The organism is Paraburkholderia sp. 2C (genome assembly GCF_054589215.1).
In genome coordinates this window covers 1-24,945 of sequence record NZ_BAAILL010000045.1, presented here as the reverse complement: position 1 = coordinate 24,945, position 24,945 = coordinate 1, and the positions used below count along the sequence as shown (strand labels likewise).

Sequence of the window (24,945 nt, the reverse complement as noted above, 5' to 3'; positions counted from 1 at the left end):
GCAGGGAGACACGAGATGGACCGCTTCAAACAGATCGAAACCTTCGTGCGCGTGGCCGACTCGGGTAGCCTCGCCGCCGCGGCGCTCGAGGAGGGCGTGTCGCCGGTGATTCTCGGCCGCCGCATCGACGCGCTCGAAAAGCGGCTCGGCGTGAAGCTGATGTACCGCTCGACGCGGCGGCTCGTTGTCAGCGAGGAGGGCGCCGCGTTTCTCGAACGCTGCCGGGGGCTCCTGTCCGAATGGGACCAGGCGGAAAACGAACTGTCCGCCGGGCACCGTGCGGTGAGCGGGCATCTGATCGTCTCGGCGCCGGCCGCGTTCGGCCGCAAGCATGTCGCGCCGCTCGCGCCGGCATTTCTTGCCGACAAGCCCGAATTGCAGGTGTCGTTCAATCTGACCGACCGCGTCGTCGATCTCGTGCGCGAAGGCTACGACCTGTCGATTCGCATCGGCGGCGCGGTCGATCCGAATTTCGTCGCGGTCAAGCTCGCGTCGAACCGGCGCGTCGTGTGCGGCACGCCCGAGTACTTCAACCGATACGGCCGGCCGAAAACGCTCGAAGACCTGCCTCAGCACAATTGCCTCGCGTTCAATCTGCAAGGCGGGCAGAACCGCGGCTGGTACTTCCGGCGCAACGGCAAGCTGGCGACGGTGCGTGTCGGCGGCACGCTCGACTGCAACGACGGCGAGCTGCTGCATCGTTGGGTATCCGAAGGACTCGGGCTCGGCTGGCGCTCGACGTGGGAAGTGCAACAGCAACTCGCGCGCGGCGAGCTCGAAACGGTGCTCGACGAATACGCGCTGCCCGAGTACGACATTCTTGCCGTGTATCCGCAGCAGCGGTTCGTGCCGGCCAAGGTGCGCTATTTCATCGACTATCTGAAGGAGGTGTACGCGCGGCCCGGGTACTGGACGGGCGAAGCGTAGCGGTCATCCGACCGTGAGCACGCCGTTCATCGTTTCGTGCCCCGACCCACAGAAGATGTCGCACAGGAATTCGACGGTGCCGGCGTCTCCGGCCTGCGCCGCGAGCCGCACCGGCGGCCCCGGCGGCACGTCGACGCGCACGCCGTACTGCGGTATTGAGAAGCCCATGGGTACGTCTTCGGACGTCAGTTCGAAGACGACCGCTTCGTGTGGAGCGAGCTTGATCTGATCCGGAGTGAACACGAAGCGCTTCGCGTGCACTTTGATTACGCGCGGCGCGGCGGCATGCGCGGGCAGGCGCGACATCGCGGCGAGCGCGGCGCCAGAGCCGGCCAGCATCAGCCATCTGCGCCGCGCGACGTCGACGGCGGCGCGTTGGCCGGCGGGTTGGGCCGAGGAAGTCGTGATGGCGGGCCTGCCCGCGGTTTCGGTTGGCTTTTGCATCGCGCGTCCCCACGATCACGAAAGGTTGCGAATCGGCTTTTCGTTGAGCGCGAATGCGTTCGGCGCCCGGTCTACCTCGACCTGCCGCCAGCCGAGTCCGCGATAGGGCGCAGCCGCATCCCACGGCACCGGCAGCCGCTTTTCCTGCGAGCCTGGCGCGGGCAGCGGGAACATCAGCGAGCGCGCCGCGTGGTGCGCGATATTGCCGGTCATCGTGTGGTGCTCCTGATGGATATGCCCATAGAAGACGGTCACGTTCTGCCGGCGCGTCAGCACGTCGATGACCTGCGCGCCATCGCGCGTCGCCCAGTCCCATTGCGGCGCAAGGTCGAACAGCGGCCGATGCGTGAAGACGACGATGCGCGCATCCTGCGGCTGCCTGTCGATATCGGCGGCAAGCCAGGCGATCTGCTCCGCGCCGACGCGGCCCGCCGGGTCCGATACGTTGTCGAGCGTGATGAAGTGCACGCCCTTGTGATCGAACGTGTAGTGCGTGTCGCCGAAGCGCTCCTTGAACGCGGCGCCCGCGTCGAGGCTCGCATCGTGTTCGCCGGGCATCAGGTAAAGCGGCTTCACGTCGAGATTCAGCACGATCGCCTCGAACTGCATCATCCGCTCGCGGCGCACCTTCGGGTCGTCGGTCGTGTGCGTGAGGTCGCCGGTGAAGATCACGAAGTCCGGCTTGACCGGCAGCGCGTTCACCGCGGCCACCGCCTTCGGCAGCGTGCCTTTTGCATCCGGATTGACGGCCGGGCCTTCGAAGCCCCAGTGCGCATCGGATAGCTGGACGAAATAAAAGTCCTGGTCGCGGCCGTACGTGAAACCGGGCAATGCCGACGCGAATGCCGCGCCGCCGACCGCGGCCAGCTTCAGGAAATCGCGCCGTTTCAGATGACGAAGGGTCTTTTGCATGATCGCTCCTCGCAGGATGCGTCGTTCGGTTGTCACTCGGTTGCCGCTCAGTTGCCACCAAATTGCGCGGTCTGCCTGTCGAACCTGGCAGGCGCGCGGTTTATTCCCGTTAAATTTTTTTTGCTCAACGACACATCGGGCGGGAATAAACTCGTCGCGTAGCCGGTACAGCAGCGGTAACGATCGGAGGGCTTTGGTGACGGAAACCGACAGTGACACCGCACAGCGCAGCGCCCGCTTCCAGCAGATGGCGCTGCCGCATCTCGACGCGGCTTTTAACCTTGCGCGCTGGTTGTGCGGCAATCCGAACGATGCGGAAGATATCGTGCAGGACGCTTACATCCGCGCATTCCGCTACTTCGATATGTTCCACGGCGAGAACGCGCGGCCGTGGCTGCTCACGATCGTGCGGCGCACGTGGTACAGCGAGTGGCAGAAGCGCGAGATGTCGCGTCATTCGGTGGAATTCGACGAAAACCTCGACGACACGATGTTCGAGGGCTGGAGCGATTCGAACGCCGATCCCGAGACACTGATGATGCGCGACCAGGACGCGCGGCTCGTGCATGCGGCGCTCGAGCAGTTGCCTGCCGAGTATCGCGAGGTGATGGTGCTGCGCGAACTGGAGGAACTCAGTTATCGCGAGATCGCGACGATTGCCGATCTGCCGGTCGGCACGGTGATGTCGCGGCTGGCGCGCGGACGAAGGCGCCTCGCGGCGTCGCTTGCGTCGATGCAGGCGCGCGCTGGGAGCGCGGGGGGCGGATCGGCGCCATCGCGCGCGGCCGTCGGCGGCTCCGGGGTGGCGAGCGCGGCGGCGGGTTCTGGCGGGCGCAGTGTGCGCGACAAGCGATGCGGGGCGAGCGCCGCCGGCCTGGCAACGGGCATGCCGGCGTCGAGCGCGGCTTCGATGCCGCAGGCCGGCGCCGGTCCGGCACCGGTTACGCTCGCCAGTCGGAGCGGCGAACGAGGGCCGACTTCGCCCGCGTCCACCGACACGCAAGACCGGATGCCCGGCAAGACCACCGAACCGCCGGCACGCAAACCCGGCCATTCCGGCAACCCCGGCGCGACGCCGGGAGGTATCGCTCAGGAGAGCCCAGATGGACTGTAACGACGCCCGCCCGCTTATCGACGCGAACGTCGACCGGGAACTCTCGCCGCCCGATGCGCATGCGCTGCAGCAGCATATCGACGCGTGCGCCGCATGCCAGCGCGAAACCGACGCGGTGCGCGCGCTGAGCGCCGCGGTGCGCAACGCGGCTCAATATCATCGCGCGCCGCAGGCACTGCGTGCGCGCATCATCGGGGCGCTGCCGGCGACGCAAGTCGCACCGCAGCGCGACGAGACCAGCCGAGCCGCCGCAGAGCGGAATTCTGGCGAAGAACGGCGTGGCGACACGCCGGAAAGAGCGCGCGACGCAGCCGCGGACCAGGCCCGCGCGGGCAAGCGCAATACGCCCGCGAGGAACCGCTGGCTCGATTTTCTGCGCGGCGCGTGGCCGGCCACGGACAGTGCGCGCGGAACATCGTGGGATGCGGCACGCGGCGCGGCGTCGGATGCGGCGCCGCGCGCGCAGCCGTTCGGCGCGGCGGCGTGGCGCGGCGGCGCACTGGCGTTCACGGTATGCGCGGCCGTCGCGCTCGGCGTGCTCTACACGCAGCAGCGCGCGGCTGCGCCGTCCGGGCTCGTCGACGAACTGGTGTCGAGCCATGTGCGCGCGCAGATCTCGGGGCGCGATATCGACGTGATTTCGTCGGACCAGCATACGGTGAAGCCGTGGTTCAACGGTCGCATCGACTATGCGCCGCCCGTCGTCGACCTCGCGTCGAGCGGTTTTCCGCTCGCGGGCGGGCGGCTCGATTACGTCGGCCATCGCCGCGTCGCGGTGCTGACCTACACGCATCGCAAGCACGTGATCGATGTCTACGTGTTTCCGGACAACGATCCGGCGGCCGGCAAGCCCGGACCGTCGCTTTCGAGCGATGGCTACGCGGTGGCGCGCTGGCGCGATGCGGGGATGATGTGGTGGGCGGTCACCGATGCGTCGTCGGAATCGTTGACGCAGCTCGAAGCGGCGCTGCGCGCGCGGCTGCAAAGCGGCGGCGGGTGAGTGCGCGGCGGCCGTTGCGCAAGCCGGGGAGTCTGACAGGATAAGGTACGGGGGGAGTGGCGGAAAACCGCGCCGGACATTGGTATTGGTCCGGCGCGGCGAGGGGACTCGGCGAATAGAACAATGGGCGAGCTCAGACCCGGTCGCGCCGGCACACGGTAAATCGTTGAAATTGAAGGCATATCCGCGCAGTAGCAGCACAGATTCCCGCTTGCAGTCGGACCCCATTCGGGTTACACTCTCGGGCTTCTCACTTGCCACACCGGTTCGACGCCCGGGTGGTTCTATTAGCCAAAAGCAGCCAAAAGCGCCACAAGGAGTGTGTATGCGTCATTATGAAATCGTCTTTATCGTGCACCCCGATCAGAGCGAGCAAGTGCCCGCCATGATCGACCGGTACAAGTCCACGATCACGTCGCACGGCGGCCAGATCCACCGCATCGAAGACTGGGGCCGTCGCCAGCTGGCCTACATGATCGAGAAACTCGCGAAGGCTCACTACGTCTGCATGAACATCGAGTGCGACCAGGCCACGCTCGAAGAGCTCGAGCACGCATTCAAGTTCAACGACGCTGTGTTGCGCCACCTGATCGTCAAGATGAAGAAGGCCGAAACCGGCCCGTCGCCGATGATGAAGGAAGTGCAGCGCGAAGAAGCCAAGAAGGCGGCTGCTACGCAACCGTCCGAAGCGCAGGCTTAAGACGCTTTATTTAAGCCATCAGCGTCACGCAACGCCGTCAGCAATGAATCAATGAACCGGCTGCAACTCACAGCCAGCGTCGTCGAACGCGAACCGGTGCGATATACGCCCGCCGGCGTTCCGATTGCAGGCTGCACGTTGCAACACCGTACCGAAGTCGTCGAAGCGGGCATCGCCCGGCTGGTCGAACTGACGATGCCAGCGGTAGCGGCCGGTGAGGCGAGCGGCAGGCTGGAAAGCTGTGCGATGGGCGTCGAAACGCTCTTCACGGGTTTTCTGGCGAAAAAAAGCCGCAATGCGAGAACGCTGGTGTTTCACATCACAGATTTGCAGGACCTTGGAAAGGACTGAACATGCCCCGCCCGACTGGTAAAAAATTCGACAAGCGTCGCCAGCAACAAAACCCGCTCTTCAAGCGCAAGAAGTTCTGCCGCTTCACGGCTGCCGGCGTCGAACAGATCGACTACAAAGACATCGAAACGCTGAAAGACTTCATCGGCGAAAACGGCAAGATCACGCCGGCGCGCCTCACGGGTACGAAGTCGCACTATCAACGCCAGCTGGACACGGCCATCAAGCGCGCGCGTTTCCTCGCGCTGATGCCGTACACCGACCAGCATAAGGCCTAAACCCGACGGCGCCATTAGGAGCATTTGAATGCAGATCATTCTTCTCGAAAAAGTCGTCAACCTGGGTAACCTCGGCGATATCGTCAAGGTGAAGGACGGCTACGCACGTAACTTCCTGATCCCGAACAAGCAGGCGCGCCGCGCAACGAAGGACGCGATCGCCGAATTCGAAGTCCGCCGCGCGGAACTCGAAAAGGTTGCCGCTGAAAAGCTGGCTGCCGCTCAGGCACAAGGCGAAAAGCTGAACGGCCTGACGGTTCAGATCAGCCAGAAGGCGGGCGTCGACGGCCGTCTGTTCGGTTCGGTGACGAACGCGGACATCGCCGGTGCGCTGTCGAAGCAAGGCTTCCCGGTCGAAAAGGCGCAAGTGCGCATGCCGGAAGGCCCGCTCAAGATGGTCGGCGACCATCCGGTGCAGGTTTCGCTGCACACCGACGTGCTCGTGGACGTGACGGTGTCGGTGCTGGGCGAGCACGTTTAAGCGTGCACGTTTAAGCGTGCACTAGGCGCGTAATAACGTAGCTGAAAAAAGTCGCCAGGCATCAGTGAGGCGCAAGGGCAGGGGCCGGGAAACCGGCCCCTGCTTTTTTATCGCCGTGGCGTCTCGCCGGTCTTTGCTGACGGGGCTAATTGCCCGATAATCCCACCCCATGAACGCACCGCCGAAAGACCCCCAACTCGAGTCGCTGAAGGTCCCGCCGCATTCGATCGAGGCCGAGCAATCGGTGCTCGGCGGTCTGCTGCTCGACAACGCCGCCTGGGACCGCATCGCGGACTTTCTGTCGCAAGGCGACTTCTACCGGTACGACCACCGGATCATCTACGAACACATCGGCAGGCTGATCGCGGCGACGCGGCCGGCCGACGTCGTGACGGTGTTCGAGGCGTTGACGACGTCGGGCAAGGCGGAGGACGTTGGCGGCCTCGCGTATCTGAATGCGCTTGCACAGAACACGCCGAGCGCGGCGAATATCCGCCGTTATGCGGAAATCGTGCGCGACCGTGCGGTGCTGCGCCGGCTCGTGTCGGTCGCCGACGAAATTTCGGCGGATGCCTTCAATCCGCAGGGCAAGGAAGTGCGCCAACTGCTCGACGAAGCAGAATCGAAGGTGTTTTCGATTGCCGAAGACGGCGCGCGCGGCACGCAGGGCTTTCTCGAGATCGGTCCGCTGCTCACGCAGGTCGTCGAGCGGATCGACACGCTTTATCACACGGCGAACCCGAGCGATGTGACGGGTACGCCAACGGGCTTCGTCGATCTCGACCGGATGACGTCGGGCATGCACGGCGGTGAGCTGATCATCGTTGCGGGAAGACCGTCAATGGGTAAGACGGCCTTCTCCATGAACATCGGCGAATACGTCGCCGTCGAATACGGCCTGCCGGTCGCCGTGTTCTCGATGGAAATGCCGGGCACGCAGCTGACGATGCGTATGCTCGGCTCGGTCGGCCGCCTCGATCAGCACCGGATGCGCACCGGGCGTCTGACCGACGAAGACTGGCCGAAGCTCACCCACGCCGTGCAGAAGATGAGCGAAGCGCAGATCTTTATCGATGAAACCGGCGGTCTGAACCCGATGGAATTGCGTTCGCGCGCGCGGCGGCTGGCGCGCCAATGCGGGAAGCTCGGGCTCATCATCGTCGACTATCTGCAGCTGATGAGCGGGTCATCGTCGGGCGAAAACCGCGCGACCGAAATTTCCGAAATCTCGCGTTCGTTGAAGAGTCTCGCGAAGGAACTCGATGTGCCGGTGATTGCGCTGTCGCAGCTCAATCGCGGCCTCGAGCAGCGCCCGAACAAGCGGCCCGTGATGTCGGATCTGCGCGAATCCGGCGCTATCGAGCAGGACGCCGATGTAATCCTGTTTATCTACCGCGACGAAGTCTATAACCCGGACAGCCCGGACAAGGGCACGGCCGAGATCATTATCGGCAAGCAGCGGAATGGCCCAATCGGCCCTGTTCGACTCACGTTCACGGGGCAATACACGAAGTTCGATAATTTTGCGGGCGCGCAGAATTTCTACGGCAGCGAATAGGGCGAGGGCTTGGGGCGTCTGTATCGGCAAATCGCGAATCAGTCGCGTGGACGCCACGCAGAGCGATTCAAAGTCAGTGTCGTGGTGTGCGGCGAACGGTACAATATGTCGGATTTATGACATATCAACTGTCATCCTCACACCGCCCGTCTGATCGCTAGCTCTCCTCCAGGAACCCAATGTTCGGTCGTTTCATGCCCACCGAGGGCAAATTCTTCGATATCTTCAACGCCCATGCGAAGCACATTGTCTCAGCGAGCCACGAGCTCGAACTGCTGATCGACAACCTCGCCGACGCGGAAATCCATAAGCAGAACGTCCAATCCGCCGAAAAAGCCGCCGACAAGCTCACGCACGAAACGATCGACCTGCTGCACAAGACCTTCATCACGCCGCTCGACCGCGACGAAATCCATAAACTCATCAGCACGATGGACGACATCCTCGATTTGATGGAGGACGTCGCCACCGCCATTTCGCTCTACGACGTACGGGCCGTCACATCGGAGGCGAGCCAGCTCGCGCATATCTGCACGTCGACGTGCGAACGTGTGCAGACGGCGGTCGGCATGCTGTCGGACATGAAACAGGCGCGTGCGATCCTCAAGGCCTGCGAGGAAATCGACCGTCTCGAGTCGGAAGCCGACCGGGTGCTGCGTTCGGCCATGTCGAAACTTTTCCGTGAAGAAGACGACGTCAAAACGCTGATCAAGCTGAAGGCAATCTACGAATTGCTCGAAGCCGTCACGGACAAATGCGAGGATGTCGCGAACATCATCGAAGGCATCGTGCTGGAAAACGCCTGATGCATTCGATACAACTCGCCATCTGGGGCGTCGCGACGCTCGTCGCGGTCGCGCTCGTGTTCGACTTCATGAACGGCTTTCACGACGCGGCGAATTCGATCGCCACAGTCGTTTCGACCGGCGTGCTGAAGCCGCAGCAGGCCGTCGCATTCGCGGCGCTGTTCAACGTCATCGCGTATTTCATCTTTCACCTGAAGGTCGCGCAGACGGTCGGCAGAGGCACGATCGACCCGGGCATCGTCGACCATTACGTCGTGTTCGGCGCGCTGGTCGGTGCGATCGGCTGGAATATCGTGACGTGGCACTACGGCATTCCGTCGAGCTCATCGCATGCGCTGATCGGCGGACTCGTCGGCGCTGCGCTGGCAAAGTCGGGGTGGGGCGCGCTCAACATCGACGGTCTCCTGAAGACGATCGCCTTTATTTTTATCTCGCCGCTGCTCGGCTTCGTGCTCGGGTCGTTTTTCATGCTGGGCGTGTCGTGGCTGTACTTCCGCACGCCGCCGAGCAAGGTCGACCGGCGCTTCCGGCGGCTGCAGCTGGTGTCGGCGGGGCTGTATAGCCTCGGCCACGGCGGCAACGACGCGCAGAAGACCATCGGCATCATCTGGATGCTGCTGATCGCGACCGGCTACGCATCGGCGAGCGCCGATGCGCCGCCGCTCTGGGTGATCGGCGGCTGCTATCTGTCGATGGGGCTCGGCACGCTGTTCGGCGGCTGGCGCATCGTGCGCACGATGGGGCAGAAGATCACGAAGCTGAAGCCGGTCGGCGGTTTTTGCGCAGAAACCGGCGGGGCGCTGACGCTCTTTTTGGCGTCGTGGCTCGGCATTCCGGTGTCGACGACGCACACGATTACCGGTGCGATCGTCGGCGTCGGCGCCACGCAGAAGCTGTCCGCGGTGCGCTGGGGCGTCGCGGGCAATATCGTCTGGGCGTGGATTCTGACGATCCCGGCGTCCGCGATACTCGCAGGCGCCGGGTGGTGGTTCGGGCACCGGTTCCTGTAGCGCGGTCGCGCTCGAACCTGCCGACCGCGTCGCGCGCTCAGATCAGCGGCGCGCTGGCGCCGTCCATCGGAACGAGCGCGCCCGTCACATAACTCGCTCGGCGGCTCGCCAGAAAGACCGCGACATCGGCGATCTCCTCGGGCTTCGCAAAGCGTCCAAGCGGCACTTTTGCTTCGCCGCGCGCGCGGGCTTCGGCGATGTCGATGCCTTGCTGCTGCGCGTCGACCGCGAGCCCTTCCTCGATGCGTTCGGTGAGCGCCAGACCGGGGTTGATCGCATTGATCCGGATTCCATAGCGAGCGTGATAGTGCGCGAGGCCCACGGTCGCGAGCATCAGCGCCGCGTTCGCCGCGCCGCCCGCGATATGAATATCGCTCGCGTACTTGCCGCCCATGCCGATGATATTGACGATCGTGCCCGGCTCGGCCGTCTGCCCGGACTTGACGCGCGCGACCATGCGGCGCAGCACTTCCTGTTGCGGGTAGATGTACGGAAAGTATTTCGCTTCCATCGTGGCCCTGAACGCATCGGCGTCGAGCGCTTCCGGGTCGTAGCGGCGCGCGGCGCCCGCGCTGTTGACGAGTATGTCGATCTCGCCGAGCGCCTGTGTCGCTTCTTCAACGACATCGGCAGCGCTGTGCGGGTTGTGCAGATCCGCGCGCGCAAGATGAACCTGTAAGCCTTCGCCTTTCAACTGCTCGCGAGCGCGCGCGAGATTGGCCGGGTCGCGCGATACGATCGCGACTTTTGCGCCTTCGACCGCAAATGCGCGCGCACACGCGAGGCCGATGCCTTTGCTGCCGCCTGTAATCAGGACGACCTTGCCTTTGAGTCCGAGATCCATCGTGGTCACCCGCTTTTCTTGAAAATATCGGACACGATAGCAGACGCGATTGCGGTGTGCCTGGACGCGCGCATGGCGACACCGCATGGCGACACCCCATGGCAACACCGCATGGCAACACAACACGCAGCGGCATTCGTCGCGTGGTGTGCCGCTGACGTCAGTAGCTGCTGTTTGCGAAGCCGGCGATGGGGTCGTCGTTGGTTTGCGTTGGGGCCGGGATGCCGCGCGAGGCGGTCGACGCACGCATGATCTGCACGCCGCCCCCCGGCGCCGGGCGTTGCCACTCGGCCGCTTGCGGAGCCCGCTGTGCGGCCTGCGCCTGGCGTGCGGCCGCAACAGCGGACGACGGCGGCGGTTCGTAAGCGTCGGCGGCCGCGTCGATCGGGTCGGGGGCGCGTGCGCCAGTCGTGACCGGCTCAGCAGGTTCAGGCGCTGCCGCCATCGCCGGCGATACCGCGCCTGCCGCACGGGCCTGCGATTGCGCCGCGCTGAGCGCGGAAGGTGGCGGTTCGAACGCGTCGGCGGAACCGGCGGCCGGCGCACCGGCGGCCGGCATACCGGCGGCCGCGGCCGTCGCCATGCCCGCCGATGCGACGCCGGTACCCGTTGTCGCGCCTCCCGACGCACGCGTCGCGGCCGCGACGCGGCTGTCGCGCTGGGCCGTAAGCGGCGTCTGCCCGTCGTTCGCAGCAGTCTGCGGCGCGGCGATCGCGGCGGCGGGCGTGCCAACCGGGTCGGCCAGCGCCACCCCCGTGTTTTCCGTTTGCCGCGCCTTTGGCGCCGCCGCCTCATACGTCGGCTCATCGAACGGCGTCGGTTTCGACGGCGCGAGCGGCGGCGCAACGCGCCGGATGCCATCGAAGCGTTTCGCCCAGTACGGATTGGTGAGGTAATCGAGCCGCACGGTGCCGCCGGTCGACGGCGCGTTGACGAAGCGCAGCTTGCCGACGTAAATGCCGACGTGCGAATGCGGCCGTCCGGTCGTGTTGAAGAAAACGAGGTCGCCGGCGGCGATCTCGTCCGGATCGATCGACGTGCCGCGCGAACTCATGTCGGCGGTCGTACGCGGCAGATTCACGGAGGCCGCGCGCTGGACGACGTAGTGGACAAGCCCGCTGCAGTCGAAGCCGGCATCGGGCGTATTGCCGCCCCAACGGTAGGGCACGCCGACGAGGCTCATCGCCTGGATCGAGATTTCCTCGCGCCCGATGCTGTGATCGACGAAATTGGGGAAGCCTGGCGGCGGCGTGCGGTAGGCGCCCGCCGTCGATGAAGCGCCGCTCGAGCCGCTGCGTACGGTCCGCTGCGGCGCGCTGGAGCAGGCCGCGAGCAGCGCGGCGAGCAGCAGGGTGAGCAGCTTCAGAAGGGGAACCAGACCGGCACGGCGCATGAAAGGCGAGGCGAGCGCCAAGCTCGCCCGGAAGCGGACGATGCCCGATAGTAGCCCGTCTGGCTTGGCTTGAGCAAGAAAACCTGATGAATTACTTGAAGTTTACGCGCTAACTGTTGCTTTTGAGCTTTGCTGAGCCGGGGCAGGCAAACACGAAGCGAAGCCCCGAAAAAGCGGATCGCCAATGAAAAAAGCCGCCTCCGGCGCACCGGAAGCGGCTTTTGATCCAGAAAGCGGGGGCGAAACGCCAACCGTCAGCCGCCTACAAGATCTCCGACGCGTAATCCGCCAGTCGCGAGCGCTCGCCGCGCGCCAGCGTCACATGCCCGCTATGCGCCCAGCCCTTGAACCGGTCGACGACATACGTCAGCCCCGAGCTGCCCTCCGTCAGATAAGGCGTATCGATCTGCGCGATATTCCCGAGGCAGATGATCTTCGTGCCTGGGCCCGCGCGCGTGACGAGCGTTTTCATCTGCTTCGGCGTCAGGTTCTGCGCCTCGTCGATGATCAGATACTTGTCGACGAAAGTCCGGCCGCGCATGAAGTTCATGCTCTTGATCTTGAGGCGCGAGCGGATCAGCTCCTGAGTCGCCGCGCGGCCCCATTCGCCGGCTGCGTCGTCCGTTTTCTGCAGCACTTCGAGGTTGTCGTCGAATGCGCCCATCCATGGCTGCATCTTTTCCTCTTCTGTGCCCGGCAGAAAACCGATGTCCTCGCCGACCGGCACCGTCGCGCGTGTCACGATGATTTCGTTGTAACGCTTTTCGTCGAGCACCTGCGCGAGGCCCGCCGCCAGCGCGACGAGCGTCTTGCCGGTGCCGGCCTGGCCGAGCAGCGTGACGAAGTCGATTTCCGGATTCATCAGCAGATTCAACGCGAAGTTCTGTTCGCGATTGCGTGCCGTGATGCCCCACACGTTGTTCTTGTGATGGCCGTAGTCGCGCAGCGTCTGCAGCAGCGCCGTCTTGCCGTTGATCTCGCGCACGATCGCGTGGAACGCCGGCTCGCCGTTTTGCGGCTCGAGATAGACGAACTCGTTGACGAGCATCGAAGCGCATAGCGGCCCGGTCACGCGGTAGTACGTGGTGCCCGTCTTCGTGTCCTGCCAGCTTTCCATGCCCTTGGCGTGGCGGGTCCAGAAGTCCTGCGGCAGCGCGCGAATGCCCGTGTAGAGCAGGTCCTTGTCTTCGAGAACCTGGTCGTTGAAGTAGTCTTCCGCGGGCAGGCCGAGCGCGTGCGCCTTGATGCGCATGTTGATGTCTTTCGACACCAGCACGACCTGGCGGTCCTCGCGGTCGCGCTGCAGCGCGCGCACCACGCCGAGAATCTGGTTGTCGGCCTTGCCCTGCGGCAGGCCTTCGACCGGCTCGATGTCGGTCAGCTTCGTCTGGAAGTACAGATGCCCGAGCGCTTCGCGGCTGCCCAGACGCGCAAGCGGAATGCCTTCGTTCATCGCACCGGCATTCGCGACGAGGGCGTCGAGCGTGCGGCTCACCTGGCGCGCATTGCGCGCGACTTCCGACATGCCCTTCTTGTGGTTGTCGAGCTCCTCGAGCGTCATCATCGGCAGATAGACGTCGTGCTCTTCGAAGCGGAAAAGGCTCGTCGGATCGTGCATCAGCACGTTCGTATCGAGCACGAAGAGCTTGCGGACTTCGACCGTCGCCCCCTTCGTGTCGCGCTTCTTCGTGCCGCCGCGCGGCGTCGATGCGCTCGCTGCCACGTCGGTATCGGCGCCGGCCGGCGCCTTGCCGCGGCGCGCGACCACGGGCGTCGCCAGGCCCGCTTCGTCTTGCGTCAAGGGGGCGGGCCGCACCGGCTGCAACAGCGCTGCCGTCTGCTTCGTCTTGCGGCTGCGTGCCGTGTTGCCTGGACCCGCCAGCTCGGGCGGCACGGCGGGCGCGTCGATGCCGGACAGCGTCGCGGCAGCGACCGGCACCGGCCGCAGCGTGGTGGCCGCGTTCGCCGCGTCCGACATCGGCACGGCGACATTCGCGCGCCCGAATTCGGGCGACTCTGCTTGCTCCCCTTCATGCCCCTGTTTTCGAGCAGGCCGTGCCGGATGGGCTTTGGCCTTGTATTCGTCAGGCGGCAACAGATTACCGAGTTTGCTGGGCGGAGTAGGCAAAGGCATGGTTTTCCTCGAATGAATCGGGGGCATAGACCGTATGCGTTCGGTGGCGAAGACCCAAGGCGACGATCTGTGCAACATATCGTGTGCGCCGGCTACCGCATCCTGCACGTGCCCGGGTTGCGCACGCAGTTTGCGCCGGCAGGCGCGCTTCGTTTAGTGATGCCGGTTCCGCGGTTTTTCGATCGGCTCCTTGACGAGGGCGCGCGGTGTTGCAAGCCAAGCAGTGAAGCCGCGCGCAATTAAAAAAGCCGCCGCCCCGGTGAACGGGGCAAGCGGCTCGACTTGGGTCGTCGCGTTGCGCCTCATAAGCCTTGCGGCTCTCACGTCGTTTCTGCTTGCGTTGTTGTCAAGCGAGTGACGAACGTGATGACGGCGCGCGCAACTGCGCAAAATATGGGGTGGACAGGCAATCATTGCGGCCCAATATAACGCGCCTCACAGCGCTTGTACAGCCTCCAGAATTTCATCGACGTGACCGGGTACTTTCACGCCACGCCACTCGAGACGCAGCACCCCGTTACCGTCGATGACGAACGTCGAGCGTTCGATCCCACGTACTTCCTTGCCATACATTTTCTTCAGTTTCATGACGCCGAACAGCGTACACAACGATTCGTCCGGATCCGATACCAGCGTAAACGGCAGTTCGAGCTTCGACTTGAAGTTTTCGTGCGAACGCACGCTGTCGCGCGACACGCCGACGATGTCCGCGCCTGCCTTCCTGAACTTCGGATAGAGGTCGCGGAACTGCAGACCTTCGGTCGTGCAGCCTGGCGTGTTGTCCTTCGGATAGAAATACAGCACCACCTTCTTGCCCCGAAGCGTGGATAGCGTGAAATCGCCGCCGGTCGCAGCGGCGGTGAAGTCGGGAACGGGCTGGTCGACTGCAATGGGCACGGGTTTCTCCGATTGTTATGGCCGGTGCGGGTCATGTGCCGGTTCTGGCATGCACGCTCGCGCCGGCGAGAGCTTGGCGAGACCGAGGGGCTTGTCGCATGGACCATGCGGACCATGAGAACCGCGGGACACCGCGATGACGGCGGCACATGCGCGTTGCAAATGAGCGTCGTCGCGTCAGTCGGGCTGGACGATCAGCTCGCCCGAGCGGCCCGGAATTTCGCCCCAGGCGACAGGGTACGATGGCAGCGTGTCACGGTCTAGCGCGGCGTGATAATCACCCATCGTCGCAAACGTATGGCCCTGTGCTCGCCAGCCTTCGAGCAGCTGTTCGAACACCGGCGCGAGCTTTTGTCCTTCGAGTTCGGCGTGCAGCGTGAAGACCTGGTCGTGCGGATTGCCCGCGGTCAGTTTCAGCATCCAGGCGGCGACATTGCTTTCGTCGATGCCGTCGACGCCGAGCACTTCATCGAGCGTGGGCAGCGTAGTGGGCATCTGCACGTGCGCGAGCGTCTTGCCGCCGACAACCGGGAAGTACGGCGTGTGGCCGCGTCCGTCGGACGCGTAGCGCATGCCCCACCGGTCGATCTGTTCGAACGCGTGGCTGTTCATCTGCCAGCCGGCCGCGCCGTGCGTCGCGGGCGGCATGCCGAAGATGTCGACAAAGCGGGCGTGGCTTTTTTCCATCTGCGCGGCGGTCCAGCCGCGCTCGCGCGTGCGCACGTTGTCCTGCCAGTACACGTGGTCCCACGTATGGATGCCGCATTCGAAGCCGGCCTCGTGAATCGCACGCATCTCGGCGGCCGCGCGCACGCCGATGTCCGGCCCCGGCAGCAGCACGCCGTACATCAACTGACGGATGCCGTAATGCTCGACCACCGAGGTGCGCGAGACCTTCTTCAGGAACCCCGGCCGCAGCACGCGGCGCATCGCCCAGCCCGTGTGGTCGGGACCGAGGCTGAACAGAAATGTGGCGCGCGCCTTGAAGCGATCGAAAATGCGCGCGAGATTGGGCACGCCTTCGCGCGTGCCGCGCAGCGTATCGACGTCGATCTTGAGAACGATGCGAGCCAAGGAATCAGGCCTTTGCGAACGGGCGGAGCGAGGGAGACAGGACCGGGCGCTTATTCGACGAGCGCGCGCGCGTCGGCGACGTGGCCGCGGTACGCTTCGAAGATCTTGCGCAGCGCTTCGTCGAACGTCGACTTCGGCGCCCAGCCGAGTTCCTGCATCGTGTTGTCGATCTTCGGCACGCGGTTCTGCACGTCCTGGTAGCCGGCGCCATAGTACGCACCCGACGAGGTCTCGACGAGCTGCACCTTCTTCGCGTTGTCCGCGTACTCGGGGAACTCGGCCGCAAGCGCGAGCATCTTGTGCGCGAGCTCGCGCACCGAGTAGTTGTTCTTCGGGTTGCCGATGTTGTAGATCTTGCCCGACGCGATGCCGTCCGCGTTGTCGATGATCTTCATCAGCGCACCGATGCCGTCGTCGATATCGGTGAACGCGCGTTTCTGCGCGCCGCCGTCGACGAGGCTGATGTTTTCGCCGCGCACGATATGGCCGAGAAACTGCGTGACGACGCGCGAACTGCCTTCCTTCGGCGTATAGATCGAGTCGAGGCCCGGGCCGATCCAGTTGAACGGCCGGAACAGCGTGAAGTTCAGGCCCTCCTGCATGCCGTAACCCCAGATCACGCGGTCCATCAGCTGCTTCGAGCACGCGTAGATCCAGCGCGGCTTGTTGATCGGGCCGTAGGTGAGGACGGACGCATCCGGATCGAATTCGTCGTCGGCGCACATGCCGTACACCTCGGAGGTCGACGGAAACACGAGGTGCTTGCGGTACTTGACCGCCGAACGCACGATCGGCAGGTTGGCCTCGAAGTCGAGCTCGAACACGCGCAGCGGTTGCTGCACATACGTGGCCGGCGTGGCGATCGCGACCAGCGGCAGGATCACGTCGCACTTCTTCACGTGATACTCGACCCATTCCTTGTTGATCGTGATGTCGCCTTCGAAGAAGTGCATGCGCTCGTGCTTGACGAGGTCGCCGAGGCGTTCCGTCTGCATGTCCATCCCGAACACTTCCCAGTCGGTCGTTTCGAGAATGCGCTTGGACAGGTGATGGCCGATAAAGCCGTTCACGCCCAGAATCAGGACTTTTTTCATCAGTTGCGGGAAGGTTGGGTGAGCCGGGTGAATTCGGCGGGCGTCACTGCCGCAGCGGGGCCGCCGCGGCGCTCGTGCCAAAGTTCGTGAATTGCGATTGCACGGCCGTCGCCGCATGTCGCAAAAAAGACATTATCGCTTACGTGGAGGCCCGGCGGCAAATTTGCGGGTGCCGCGCCGGGCGCCATCAGACGCGCGCGCGCAACGATAAAGCGCTCGTTGCCGATCTCGGTGAACGCGCCCGGATAGGGCGGCGCCACCGCGCGGATCAGGTTGTAGACGCGTTGCGCGGGCTGCGTCCAGTCGATGCGTCCGTCCTCGGGCTTGCGGCCGCCGAAATAGCTGCCCTGCGCGAGATTGTTCGGCAGATGCGGCGCTTCGCCCGCGAGCAACGCGGGCAGCACGCGCCACAAGGTCTGCTCGGCGGCGACCGTGACCTTGTCGAACACTTGCGCGGCCGTGTCGTCGGGCAGGATCGGCACCGGAGTCTGCGCCACGATCGCGCCGGCATCGGGCTTGGCGGCCATTTCGTGCAGCGTCGCGCCGGTTTCGGTCTCGCCGTTGAGCACGGCCCAGTTGGTCGGCACGCGGCCGCGGTATTTCGGCAATAGCGAGCCGTGCACGTTGTACGCGCCGCGCGGCGCGCTCGCCAGCAGCTCGAGCGGCAGCATATGCCGGTAGTAAAACGAGAAGATAAAATCGGGCTTCGCCGCGCTGACGGCCGCGCGCAGTTCCGCGCTTTGCGGGTCCGCGGGCGTCACGCACGGAATGCCGTGCTCGGCCGCGAGCCGGGCGACGCTGCCGAACCAGATGTTCTCGTTCGGGTTGTCTTCATGCGTGACGACGAGCGCGACATCGACGCCGCGCGCAAGCAGCACCTGCAGGCAGCGCACGCCGACGTTGTGATACGCGAAGACGACGGCGCGCGGTTTCATTGGTTCTGCCCCTGGTCCATGATCTGCGCGGGCTGGATCGCCGGCACGACCGACTGGCGCGGTGCGGCCGAGACCGCTTCGCCGTTGCGCTGTTCGAGAATCGTCTGCACGAGATAGCGCGGCCGCGCCCGCACCTGCTGATAGATGCGGCCGATATATTCGCCGAGCAGCCCGAGCGCGAAAATGATCACGCCGAGCAGGAAGAACGTGATGGCGAACAGCGTGAACACGCCTTGCACTTCCGCGCCGATGATGAAGCGGCGAATCAGCAGCAGCACGAAGAGGCCTGCCGAGCCCATCGACAGAATCACGCCGATAAACGACAGCCACTGCAGCGGCACGACCGAGAAGCCCGTGACCAGATCGAAATTGAGGCGGATCAGGCTGTATAGCGAGTACTTCGATTCGCCGGCAAAACGCTCTTCGTGCGCGACTTCGATTTCTACCGGGTTTTGCGAAAACGTGTACGCCAGCGCCGGAATAAACGTGTTGATCTCGCCGCAGCGGTTGATCGTATCGATGATGTGCCGGCTGTACGCGCGCAGCATGCAGCCCTGGTCGGTCATCTTGATGCGCGTGATGCGCTCGCGCAGCCGGTTCATCACGGCGGAAGCCTTGCGGCGCCACAAGCTGTCGCGGCGCTGCTTGCGGATCGTACCGACATAGTCGAAGCCCTCGCGCATCTTCTCGACGAGCTTGGCGATTTCCTCGGGCGGGTTCTGCAGGTCCGCGTCGAGCGTGATGACGATATCGCCGCGCGACTGTTCGAAGCCCGCGAGAATCGCCATATGCTGGCCGTAGTTGCCGTTGAGCAGAATCACGCGCGTCGTGTCGGGACGCGCGCGGAACTGCTCGGCGAGCAGCGCCGCCGATTTATCGCGGCTGCCGTCGTTGATGAAGATCGCTTCGTAGTCCGTGCCGAGCGCATCGAGCGCCGGATAGAGGCGCGCAAAAAGCGCGTGCAGCCCGGCTTCCTCGTTATAGACCGGGATGATGACCGACACTTCGGGCCGTCCCCGGCGCTGTTCCGTTTGGCTCATGTCCGCTTGTATTCCGCCTGGTGTGTCCGTGATTTGCCTGAGTTTCGTTCAGCGTCCGGCCTGTTCGCAGATTTCGTCGACCGCGCGGCAGACGCGCGCAACGTCGCCTTCGGTCATCTGCGTGAAGAGCGGCAGCGTGACCGTGGTCGCGCCGAAGCGCTCCGCATGCGGGAACATGCCTTCCCTGAAGCCGCGCGCACGATACAGCGAAAACAGATGGATCGCCGGATAGTGCACGCCGGACCCGATGCCGCGTTCCTTCAGCGCGCCCATGAAGCCCGCGCGATCGACGGACAGTTTCTCGAGCGGCAGCGTGATCTGAAACATATGCCAGTTGCTGTTTTCGAAGTCGGCGAGCGGCAGGCCGATGCCGAGCTTTTCGGCGACGCCGCCCGCAAAGCCCGCGAAGTAGGCGCGCGCGAGCTTTCTGCGCTGCGCGTTGAAACCCTCGAGACGCGGCAGTTGCCCGAGACCCACGCGCGCGGCGACGTCGGTCAGGTTGTACTTGCCGCCGAGCACGTCGCAGTCCATGCCGTCGAAGCCCGTACGCGTGATGCCTTGCAGACGGTACTTCTGCGCGAGCACGGCTTCCTCTTCGTTGTTGAGCACGAGCGCGCCGCCTTCGATCGACGTGAGGTTCTTGTTCGCGTGAAAGCTGAACGAGACGATGTCGCCGAGCTTGCCGATGCGCTCGCCTTTCCACGTCGAGCCGACCGCCTGCGCGGCGTCTTCGATCACGCGCAGCTTGTGCTCGCGCGCAATCGCGTAGAGCCGGTCCATGTCGACGGGCAGGCCCGCGAGGTACACCGGAATGATGGCCTTCGTGCGCGGCGTGATGGCCGCTTCGATCAGGTTCAGATCGATATTGCGCGTGCGCGGATCGATATCGACGAACACCGGCGTCGCGCCCGTTTCGAGAATCACGTTGGCTGTCGCGACCCACGACGCGGGCGTCGTGATCACCTCGTCGCCGGGGCCGACGCCCGCGATCCGCAGGCCGACTTCGAGCGTCGCCGTGCCCGAGTTGAACGTGCGCACCGGGCGGCCGCCGCAGAATTCGGACAGTGCCGCTTCGAACGCCTGGTTCTGCGGACCGGTCGTAATCCAGCCGGAGCGCAGCACGTCGGCGACGCCGCGGATCGTTTCTTCGTCGATATCCGGACGGACGAACGGCAAAAACGGGACGGATGACTGGGTCATGAGGGCCTTGAGCGATAAGGAAGACGGCGCGATGCCGATAGCATAAAGAATACTTTCAACCGGGTGACGCAAAGCTTAAGCCATGGCGAGCGGCGTGCAGCGGGGCGCACGGCTTTTCAGGCGACGCGCGGCGCCGGCCATGCGAGGCGCCTTGCGACCTGCCGCGTGCCGGCTTGCCTAGCTGCGCGCCAGCACGAACACGCCGATCAGAATGATGCCGATACCGACGAGGCGCTGGACCGACATCACTTCGCCGAACAGGTACCACGCGGCGACCGCGTTCAGCACATAGCCAAGCGAGAGCATCGGATACGCGATCGACACATCGACGCGCGACAGCCCGACGATCCACACGACGACGCTCACCACATAGCAGCACAAGCCGCCGATGATCGGCCATTGCGTCGCGAGCCGGAAGCCGATGGGCAGGATGTTCGCACGGGTGAATTCGAAGTGTCCAACGGCATTCGTGCCGGCCTTGAGCAGCAGTTGCGCGCACGCGTTCAGCGTGACGCCCGCGAGGATGCAGAAGAGGGAGATCGGGTTCATCGACGGGTCGGGGCGAAGGTCAGGGCGTGTGTGGTTTTTCGACGACTGGTTTTTCTACGATCACGCGCCGCGCATCGCGCGCGACGATCTGCATCGGCAGATGCTGCGCCGCAAGATACGCATAGCGGTCGGGCGGCAGCAGCGCGAGCGCATAGCGGTCCGCGTTCCAGCGCTGGATCCACTGGTCCACCGTCGGTATCCACTTTTGCGGTTCGACGGTGACGCCGAACGACAATTCGTCCGCGTGCTCGACCATGATCATGCTGTGGCGCACATAGAACGGCATCGTGTGGTCGAGCACGCCGACCGAATAGAACGGCGTGTCGGGCGGCAGTTTCGCGAGCGCGGCGCGCACCGCCGGCGCAAGCGGCGCGCCCGAACTGAGGCGGCCGAACACGTCATGGCCGGTGCCGGCGATCGTGCCGAGCAGCAGCCAGCCGGCGCCGAACGCGGCCGCCGCGCCGACGATGCCGCCGCGGCTCCTGCGGTTGAGCCAGATCGCCACGAGCGTCAGCGCGAAGCCGACCGCGAGCGCCGCGAAGACCCACGTGCGGAACTCGATGTAAAGCGCCGTCGGATTGCGCTCGTCGCCGAAGCGGCCGAGGAACACCGCGCCGAACGCGGCCGCGACGAGAAACACGGCATAGCCCGTGAGGTGGCGGTGAAACTGCACCCGGGTGACGAGCGGCAGATACATGCCGATCAGAAGCGCCAGGGCCGGCGCGATCGGCAGCGTGTACGACAGCAGCTTCGAATGCGAGGCGCTGAAGAACAGAAAGATGAACGCCGACCAGACGAGCAGCATGATGACCGGCGCAAAGCCGTTCGCCTGACGCGGCGTCTGCAGCGCGCGGCGCACGCTTTGCGCGCTGACCGACAGCCACGGCAGAAAACCGATCAGCAGGACCGGCACGAAGTAGTAGAACGCGCCCGGGCGGTTCTGCTCGGGCGTCAGATAGCGCCTGAACTGCTGGACGATAAAAAAGAAGTTGAAGAACTCGGGGTTGCGTTGCTGGACGAGCACGAACCACGGCGTGACGATCGCGAAGAACACGATGAGCCCGCTTACGAGATAGAGGCGCTTCCAGATCGCCCAGTCGCGCGCGGCGAGCGTGTACAGCACGAGCACGGCGCCCGGCAGGATGACGCCGATCAATCCTTTCGACAACACCGCACACGCCATCGCCGCCCAGCACACCCACATCCAGCCGCGCACCGCGCGGGTGGATACATCCGGGCGCTGCGCGAGCAGCAAGGCGCAAAGCGACAGTTCCATCCAGAACGACAGGGCCATGTCGAGCGTATTGAAGTGGCCCATCAGGTTCCAGTACGGCGAGCACGCGAGCACGATCGCCGCGAAGACGCCGGTGGCCGCGTTGAACACGCGCGCGCCCGTGAAGCCGACCAGCAGCACGCCGGCGAAGCCGGTCAGCGCCGTATAGAGGCGCGCCTGCCATTCACCGAGCCCGAACCACGCGAACGTCAGCGCGTTGGCCCAGGTCTGCAGCGGCGGCTTCTCGAAGTACTTGTAGCCGTTGTAGCGCGGCGTGATCCAGTCGCCGGTGACGAACATCTCGCGCGCCATTTCGGCATAGCGGCCTTCGTCGCTCGGCAGCAGATGGCGCCAGCCGAGCGGCACGAACCAGACGAGCGCAAGCGCGATCAGCAACAGCAGAATGACAGTGCGATTGAGCGGTAGCCGGGACGGCGTATCGTTCATTGATTTCAACCTTGTTTGGTGCCTGGTTAATGCTTTTTTGCCCGGTTCGAATGCTGTCCTGGGCGCGTGTTCGGGACTGCGTGACGGCGTTGCTTTTGTCGCACAGCGAGGTAAAGCCGCCGCGCCCCACGCCCCGCCTGACCGGCGGCGCCTGCACGCGGCGCCGTGAGCATGCATGGTGAAGCTTAACGGCGCCTTATCAACGTGCTATTTCGCGTGCCTGGTCGGTGCGTCTTATCGACATGCCTTATCAACATGCCTTATCAACATGCCTTACAAGCGCATCGAGGTCGCACCTGGTGGGCGCACGCTGCCGTCGCGGCGTGCGTCTTCCGGGAAACGCCGCGCAGTTTACTCGATCGGCGCGGCGCTGCCGACCCACGCGTCCCGTTATTGCTCGATCAGCAGCGCGGCGGCGACCTTGCGGCCTTCTGCCATCAGGATGTTGTAGGTTCGGCAGGCGGCCTTGAAGTCCATCGTCTCGACGCCGATACGCTGTGCCGCGAGCGCGGAGGTGAGCCGCGGATGAGGAAAGCGCAGCCGCTCGCCGCTACCGAAAATCACGACTTCGGGAGCCGGCTCGATCAGAAGCGCGAAGTGCTCCGGGGCAAGGGCCTCGAACGACGAAACCGGCCATGCGATCACCGGCGCTTCGGGTAACACGATGATGCTGCCGGTGTGACGTTCGAGATTGATTTCGACATAGTCGGCGCCGTAACCCGTGACGGTATTGAGGGCGCCGCTCGAATCCTGGTGTAATTTCAAACTGGTATTCCGTGAGTTGCGACGAATGGGTGGCGAACACGCGCTTGACGCCCCTCGCAGCGCGCAGCCCGGGCGGGCGGGGCTTGCACCCGTGCCTCGCGCATTGCGGAAGTCGGTCAAAATCCGCTAAATTATAGCTTTTTGTGCGACGCGAGTCGCATCGACTGGACGGCGAAAGCCGTCCCATTGGTGGCACCTTGTGGCCACCCCTTGTGTAGCAAGCGAAACTGAGCGCTGTACGGTTTGGAATCGCTGCCTTACACGCGTGCGAGTCTTCGGACCCGTGTGCGTAATTGCATTGGCCTGATTACCGTCAGGTCCCGCCCAGTTAGCGGCTTCAACTCCGCTAACAAAGCGGATTGGAGTATGTGATTTTCAGGTGTGTCGAGCGCAAGCTCGGTGTGTCATTGTTCCAGCCCGCGGCTTAGTGCGGGAGAGGGAACCTGCTGTACGACCAGCAGTAGCCTAGGAGGACGTGCGTCACTGGTAACGGTGGGGTATGAAGCTTCTCTGACAACGTAGCCCCCGAAAGTTTCGGGCGGGTGAGTGCCGTGAGGTGGTCATCCGGAGACTCCTAGCAGCAATGGGGTCGAGGAGCTAGGCTGGCTGATAAGGTTAATGCAAGTGAACTGCTGTTAAACCTCGTTAATAATGCAGTGCCAAAGCTGCTGACAGGCACTAACCAAAAGGTGAGCGGTCGGTCAATCCGCTAGAAGGTCGGATTGCGTCGTCGTTGGACCGTCGGGGAATAGGCAGAACCTAAGTCAGTCGTGTGACATGCCGGGAACGCGGTAAGCCCGTATCGTCGCCAGCGCAGTCTGGCTGGCAGGTGGACCGCAAGGAACGCTGTTGACGGTGCGGGTATGGGAGGACGGAAAAAGCGAATGCCGGGCTGTAATGGTTCGGATAGGGGTTGAGACATTACCTCACGCGAAAGCGGGCAGACTTCCGTCTGGTCTACCGTCGCAAGATGGCTGACAGACCTTATGACTTGGTGAGACATGGGCGCTTGCGTCCGTGCGTAGTACCTGGATGATGTATGGGCGCATGCGTCCATACCTGTTCAACTGTTGTTTCCCAGCGGGGTGTGTCTACCCCGCTGGGGAAGATGCGCCTTCTGCTGTGGGAATGATCAACCCAAGGTAGGAGAGCAGCATGAAAGTATCCGTCCGGAAGGATGGATCTGCGCTTTCCCACGCGCCGGACAACTGGTACGCCGTAGATTGGCGCCGGGTTGAACGGAACGTGAGAGGGATGCAGATTCGAATTGCGAAGGCGACGCGGGAAGGCGACTGGCGCAGGGTGAAAGCCCTGCAGCGGATGCTGACCCGCACGTTGTCCGCAAAGTTGTACGCGGTGCGACGTGTTACGCAGAACCAGGGTGCGCGAACGGCTGGAGTCGATCGCGAACTATGGGATTCGCCTGAACGCCGATGGGAAGCCATCGGCAGGTTGAAGCGGCGTGGATACAGGCCTCTGCCATTACGGAGGGTCTTTATTCCCAAGGCCAATGGGAAGGAGCGCCCTCTGGGCATTCCGACCATGCGGGACAGGGCGATGCAGGCCCTGTATCTGCTGGCACTGGAGCCGGTGGCAGAGTCCACGAGCGACCCGAACTCGTACGGGTTCAGGATCAACCGCTCGACGGCCGACGCCATGTCCCAGATTTTTGTCGCCATGTCCCAGAAGGGCTCTGCCCGCTGGGTGCTGGAGGCGGAT

The 24,945-nt window shown here is 64.2% G+C and carries 25 protein-coding genes; 11 read left to right on the top strand and 14 right to left on the bottom strand.

From position 1 onward, the window contains the following. Positions 1-15 precede the first annotated feature (15 nt). On the top strand, positions 16-927 hold the full coding sequence (locus ACYPXD_RS21935) for a LysR family transcriptional regulator (RefSeq protein WP_459715877.1): 912 nt from the start codon (positions 16-18) through the stop codon (positions 925-927). Between the two features lie 3 nt (positions 928-930). On the opposite strand, the gene ACYPXD_RS21930 is transcribed toward ACYPXD_RS21935, so the two are convergent. Both ACYPXD_RS21930 and ACYPXD_RS21925 read right to left on the bottom strand, forming a co-directional pair. Continuing rightward, positions 931-1,266, bottom strand: a complete 336-nt coding sequence (locus ACYPXD_RS21930) for a cupredoxin domain-containing protein (RefSeq protein ID WP_459716710.1) — start codon at positions 1,264-1,266, stop codon at positions 931-933. A 120-nt stretch (positions 1,267-1,386) separates the two neighbouring features. After that, a complete protein-coding gene (locus ACYPXD_RS21925) occupies positions 1,387-2,283 on the bottom strand; it encodes a metallophosphoesterase family protein (protein WP_459715875.1) in 897 nt (298 codons plus the stop codon). A gap of 196 nt (positions 2,284-2,479) precedes the next feature. On the opposite strand from ACYPXD_RS21925, the gene ACYPXD_RS21920 reads away from it, so the two are divergent. The 9 genes from ACYPXD_RS21920 (at position 2,480) to ACYPXD_RS21880 (ending at position 9,581) form a co-directional block, all read left to right on the top strand. Next, the gene (locus ACYPXD_RS21920) at positions 2,480-3,397 is read left to right on the top strand and encodes an RNA polymerase sigma factor (protein WP_459715873.1); all 918 of its coding nucleotides are present in this window, start codon (positions 2,480-2,482) and stop codon (positions 3,395-3,397) included. Further along, positions 3,387-4,397 carry an anti-sigma factor family protein gene (locus ACYPXD_RS21915; RefSeq protein ID WP_459715871.1) on the top strand — a complete coding sequence of 337 codons (1,011 nt, stop codon included), beginning with the start codon at positions 3,387-3,389 and terminating at the stop codon, positions 4,395-4,397. Before ACYPXD_RS21920 ends, ACYPXD_RS21915 begins: the two co-directional genes overlap by 11 nt. Positions 4,398-4,722: 325 nt before the next feature. After that, a complete protein-coding gene (gene rpsF / locus ACYPXD_RS21910; protein ID WP_459715868.1) occupies positions 4,723-5,097 on the top strand; it encodes a 30S ribosomal protein S6 in 375 nt (124 codons plus the stop codon). Positions 5,098-5,148: 51 nt separating this feature from the next. Continuing rightward, the gene (gene priB, locus ACYPXD_RS21905; RefSeq protein ID WP_459715866.1) at positions 5,149-5,448 is read left to right on the top strand and encodes a primosomal replication protein N; all 300 of its coding nucleotides are present in this window, start codon (positions 5,149-5,151) and stop codon (positions 5,446-5,448) included. Between the two features lie 2 nt (positions 5,449-5,450). After that, the gene (gene rpsR / locus ACYPXD_RS21900) at positions 5,451-5,726 is read left to right on the top strand and encodes a 30S ribosomal protein S18 (RefSeq protein ID WP_075157349.1); all 276 of its coding nucleotides are present in this window, start codon (positions 5,451-5,453) and stop codon (positions 5,724-5,726) included. Between the two features lie 28 nt (positions 5,727-5,754). Continuing rightward, positions 5,755-6,207 (top strand): 50S ribosomal protein L9, encoded by a 453-nt coding sequence (gene rplI / locus ACYPXD_RS21895; protein WP_459715863.1) that lies wholly within the window; start codon positions 5,755-5,757, stop codon positions 6,205-6,207. A 169-nt stretch (positions 6,208-6,376) separates the two neighbouring features. Then, a complete protein-coding gene (locus ACYPXD_RS21890) occupies positions 6,377-7,765 on the top strand; it encodes a replicative DNA helicase (RefSeq protein ID WP_459715861.1) in 1,389 nt (462 codons plus the stop codon). Positions 7,766-7,944: 179 nt separating this feature from the next. After that, positions 7,945-8,571 carry a DUF47 domain-containing protein gene (locus ACYPXD_RS21885; RefSeq protein WP_459715859.1) on the top strand — a complete coding sequence of 209 codons (627 nt, stop codon included), beginning with the start codon at positions 7,945-7,947 and terminating at the stop codon, positions 8,569-8,571. Beyond that, a complete protein-coding gene (locus ACYPXD_RS21880; RefSeq protein WP_459715856.1) occupies positions 8,571-9,581 on the top strand; it encodes an inorganic phosphate transporter in 1,011 nt (336 codons plus the stop codon). The genes ACYPXD_RS21885 and ACYPXD_RS21880 overlap by 1 nt, the downstream gene beginning before the upstream one ends. Before the next feature lie 37 nt (positions 9,582-9,618). On the opposite strand, the gene ACYPXD_RS21875 is transcribed toward ACYPXD_RS21880, so the two are convergent. From ACYPXD_RS21875 to ACYPXD_RS21820, 12 genes are all read right to left on the bottom strand, one after another. Continuing rightward, positions 9,619-10,425: an SDR family NAD(P)-dependent oxidoreductase gene (locus tag ACYPXD_RS21875; RefSeq protein ID WP_459715853.1), complete on the bottom strand. Its 807-nt coding sequence runs from the start codon at positions 10,423-10,425 to the stop codon at positions 9,619-9,621. A 160-nt stretch (positions 10,426-10,585) separates the two neighbouring features. Further along, the gene (locus tag ACYPXD_RS21870; protein ID WP_459715850.1) at positions 10,586-11,818 is read right to left on the bottom strand and encodes a C40 family peptidase; all 1,233 of its coding nucleotides are present in this window, start codon (positions 11,816-11,818) and stop codon (positions 10,586-10,588) included. A gap of 262 nt (positions 11,819-12,080) precedes the next feature. Beyond that, positions 12,081-13,952 (bottom strand): PhoH family protein, encoded by a 1,872-nt coding sequence (locus ACYPXD_RS21865; protein ID WP_459715846.1) that lies wholly within the window; start codon positions 13,950-13,952, stop codon positions 12,081-12,083. A gap of 435 nt (positions 13,953-14,387) precedes the next feature. Then, positions 14,388-14,849, bottom strand: a complete 462-nt coding sequence (locus ACYPXD_RS21860) for a peroxiredoxin (RefSeq protein ID WP_459715842.1) — start codon at positions 14,847-14,849, stop codon at positions 14,388-14,390. Between the two features lie 177 nt (positions 14,850-15,026). Next, positions 15,027-15,923, bottom strand: coding sequence for a polysaccharide deacetylase family protein (locus ACYPXD_RS21855; protein WP_459715839.1), 897 nt, complete (start codon positions 15,921-15,923; stop codon positions 15,027-15,029). Positions 15,924-15,973: 50 nt separating this feature from the next. Then, entirely contained in the window at positions 15,974-17,017 is a 1,044-nt protein-coding gene (locus ACYPXD_RS21850) for a bifunctional UDP-4-keto-pentose/UDP-xylose synthase (RefSeq protein ID WP_459715835.1), read from the bottom strand. Then, complete coding sequence (locus tag ACYPXD_RS21845) at positions 17,017-17,952, bottom strand: formyltransferase (protein WP_459715833.1); 936 nt, start codon at positions 17,950-17,952, stop codon at positions 17,017-17,019. Before ACYPXD_RS21845 ends, ACYPXD_RS21850 begins: the two co-directional genes overlap by 1 nt. Beyond that, complete coding sequence (locus ACYPXD_RS21840; RefSeq protein ID WP_459715831.1) at positions 17,949-18,992, bottom strand: glycosyltransferase; 1,044 nt, start codon at positions 18,990-18,992, stop codon at positions 17,949-17,951. Before ACYPXD_RS21840 ends, ACYPXD_RS21845 begins: the two co-directional genes overlap by 4 nt. Before the next feature lie 48 nt (positions 18,993-19,040). Then, positions 19,041-20,192 carry a DegT/DnrJ/EryC1/StrS family aminotransferase gene (locus tag ACYPXD_RS21835; RefSeq protein WP_459715828.1) on the bottom strand — a complete coding sequence of 384 codons (1,152 nt, stop codon included), beginning with the start codon at positions 20,190-20,192 and terminating at the stop codon, positions 19,041-19,043. Between the two features lie 177 nt (positions 20,193-20,369). Continuing rightward, entirely contained in the window at positions 20,370-20,741 is a 372-nt protein-coding gene (locus ACYPXD_RS21830; RefSeq protein ID WP_459715825.1) for a DMT family transporter, read from the bottom strand. Positions 20,742-20,760: 19 nt separating this feature from the next. After that, on the bottom strand, positions 20,761-22,461 hold the full coding sequence (locus ACYPXD_RS21825; protein WP_459715823.1) for a phospholipid carrier-dependent glycosyltransferase: 1,701 nt from the start codon (positions 22,459-22,461) through the stop codon (positions 20,761-20,763). Between the two features lie 390 nt (positions 22,462-22,851). Further along, the gene (locus tag ACYPXD_RS21820; RefSeq protein ID WP_219799890.1) at positions 22,852-23,226 is read right to left on the bottom strand and encodes an Mth938-like domain-containing protein; all 375 of its coding nucleotides are present in this window, start codon (positions 23,224-23,226) and stop codon (positions 22,852-22,854) included. A 1,155-nt stretch (positions 23,227-24,381) separates the two neighbouring features. Here ACYPXD_RS21820 and ACYPXD_RS21815 point away from each other — a divergent pair. Next, a partial coding sequence (locus tag ACYPXD_RS21815; protein ID WP_459715820.1) for a reverse transcriptase N-terminal domain-containing protein occupies positions 24,382-24,945 on the top strand: 564 nt, incomplete at its 3' end.

Excerpts from the sequence above, each read along its gene's own strand:
- ACYPXD_RS21935 (WP_459715877.1), top strand. The coding sequence starts at position 16 with ATGGACCGCTTCAAACAGATCGAAACCTTCGTGCGCGTGGCCGACTCG.
- ACYPXD_RS21930 (WP_459716710.1), bottom strand. The coding sequence starts at position 1,266 with ATGCTGGCCGGCTCTGGCGCCGCGCTCGCCGCGATGTCGCGCCTGCCC.
- ACYPXD_RS21925 (WP_459715875.1), bottom strand. The coding sequence starts at position 2,283 with ATGCAAAAGACCCTTCGTCATCTGAAACGGCGCGATTTCCTGAAGCTG.
- ACYPXD_RS21915 (WP_459715871.1), top strand. The coding sequence starts at position 3,387 with ATGGACTGTAACGACGCCCGCCCGCTTATCGACGCGAACGTCGACCGG.
- rpsF (WP_459715868.1), top strand. The coding sequence starts at position 4,723 with ATGCGTCATTATGAAATCGTCTTTATCGTGCACCCCGATCAGAGCGAG.
- priB (WP_459715866.1), top strand. The coding sequence starts at position 5,149 with ATGAACCGGCTGCAACTCACAGCCAGCGTCGTCGAACGCGAACCGGTG.
- rpsR (WP_075157349.1), top strand. The coding sequence starts at position 5,451 with ATGCCCCGCCCGACTGGTAAAAAATTCGACAAGCGTCGCCAGCAACAA.
- rplI (WP_459715863.1), top strand. The coding sequence starts at position 5,755 with ATGCAGATCATTCTTCTCGAAAAAGTCGTCAACCTGGGTAACCTCGGC.
- ACYPXD_RS21890 (WP_459715861.1), top strand. The coding sequence starts at position 6,377 with ATGAACGCACCGCCGAAAGACCCCCAACTCGAGTCGCTGAAGGTCCCG.
- ACYPXD_RS21885 (WP_459715859.1), top strand. The coding sequence starts at position 7,945 with ATGTTCGGTCGTTTCATGCCCACCGAGGGCAAATTCTTCGATATCTTC.
- ACYPXD_RS21880 (WP_459715856.1), top strand. The coding sequence starts at position 8,571 with ATGCATTCGATACAACTCGCCATCTGGGGCGTCGCGACGCTCGTCGCG.
- ACYPXD_RS21875 (WP_459715853.1), bottom strand. The coding sequence starts at position 10,425 with ATGGATCTCGGACTCAAAGGCAAGGTCGTCCTGATTACAGGCGGCAGC.
- ACYPXD_RS21870 (WP_459715850.1), bottom strand. The coding sequence starts at position 11,818 with ATGCGCCGTGCCGGTCTGGTTCCCCTTCTGAAGCTGCTCACCCTGCTG.
- ACYPXD_RS21865 (WP_459715846.1), bottom strand. The coding sequence starts at position 13,952 with ATGCCTTTGCCTACTCCGCCCAGCAAACTCGGTAATCTGTTGCCGCCT.
- ACYPXD_RS21850 (WP_459715835.1), bottom strand. The coding sequence starts at position 17,017 with ATGAAAAAAGTCCTGATTCTGGGCGTGAACGGCTTTATCGGCCATCAC.
- ACYPXD_RS21845 (WP_459715833.1), bottom strand. The coding sequence starts at position 17,952 with ATGAAACCGCGCGCCGTCGTCTTCGCGTATCACAACGTCGGCGTGCGC.
- ACYPXD_RS21840 (WP_459715831.1), bottom strand. The coding sequence starts at position 18,992 with ATGAGCCAAACGGAACAGCGCCGGGGACGGCCCGAAGTGTCGGTCATC.
- ACYPXD_RS21835 (WP_459715828.1), bottom strand. The coding sequence starts at position 20,192 with ATGACCCAGTCATCCGTCCCGTTTTTGCCGTTCGTCCGTCCGGATATC.
- ACYPXD_RS21830 (WP_459715825.1), bottom strand. The coding sequence starts at position 20,741 with ATGAACCCGATCTCCCTCTTCTGCATCCTCGCGGGCGTCACGCTGAAC.
- ACYPXD_RS21825 (WP_459715823.1), bottom strand. The coding sequence starts at position 22,461 with ATGAACGATACGCCGTCCCGGCTACCGCTCAATCGCACTGTCATTCTG.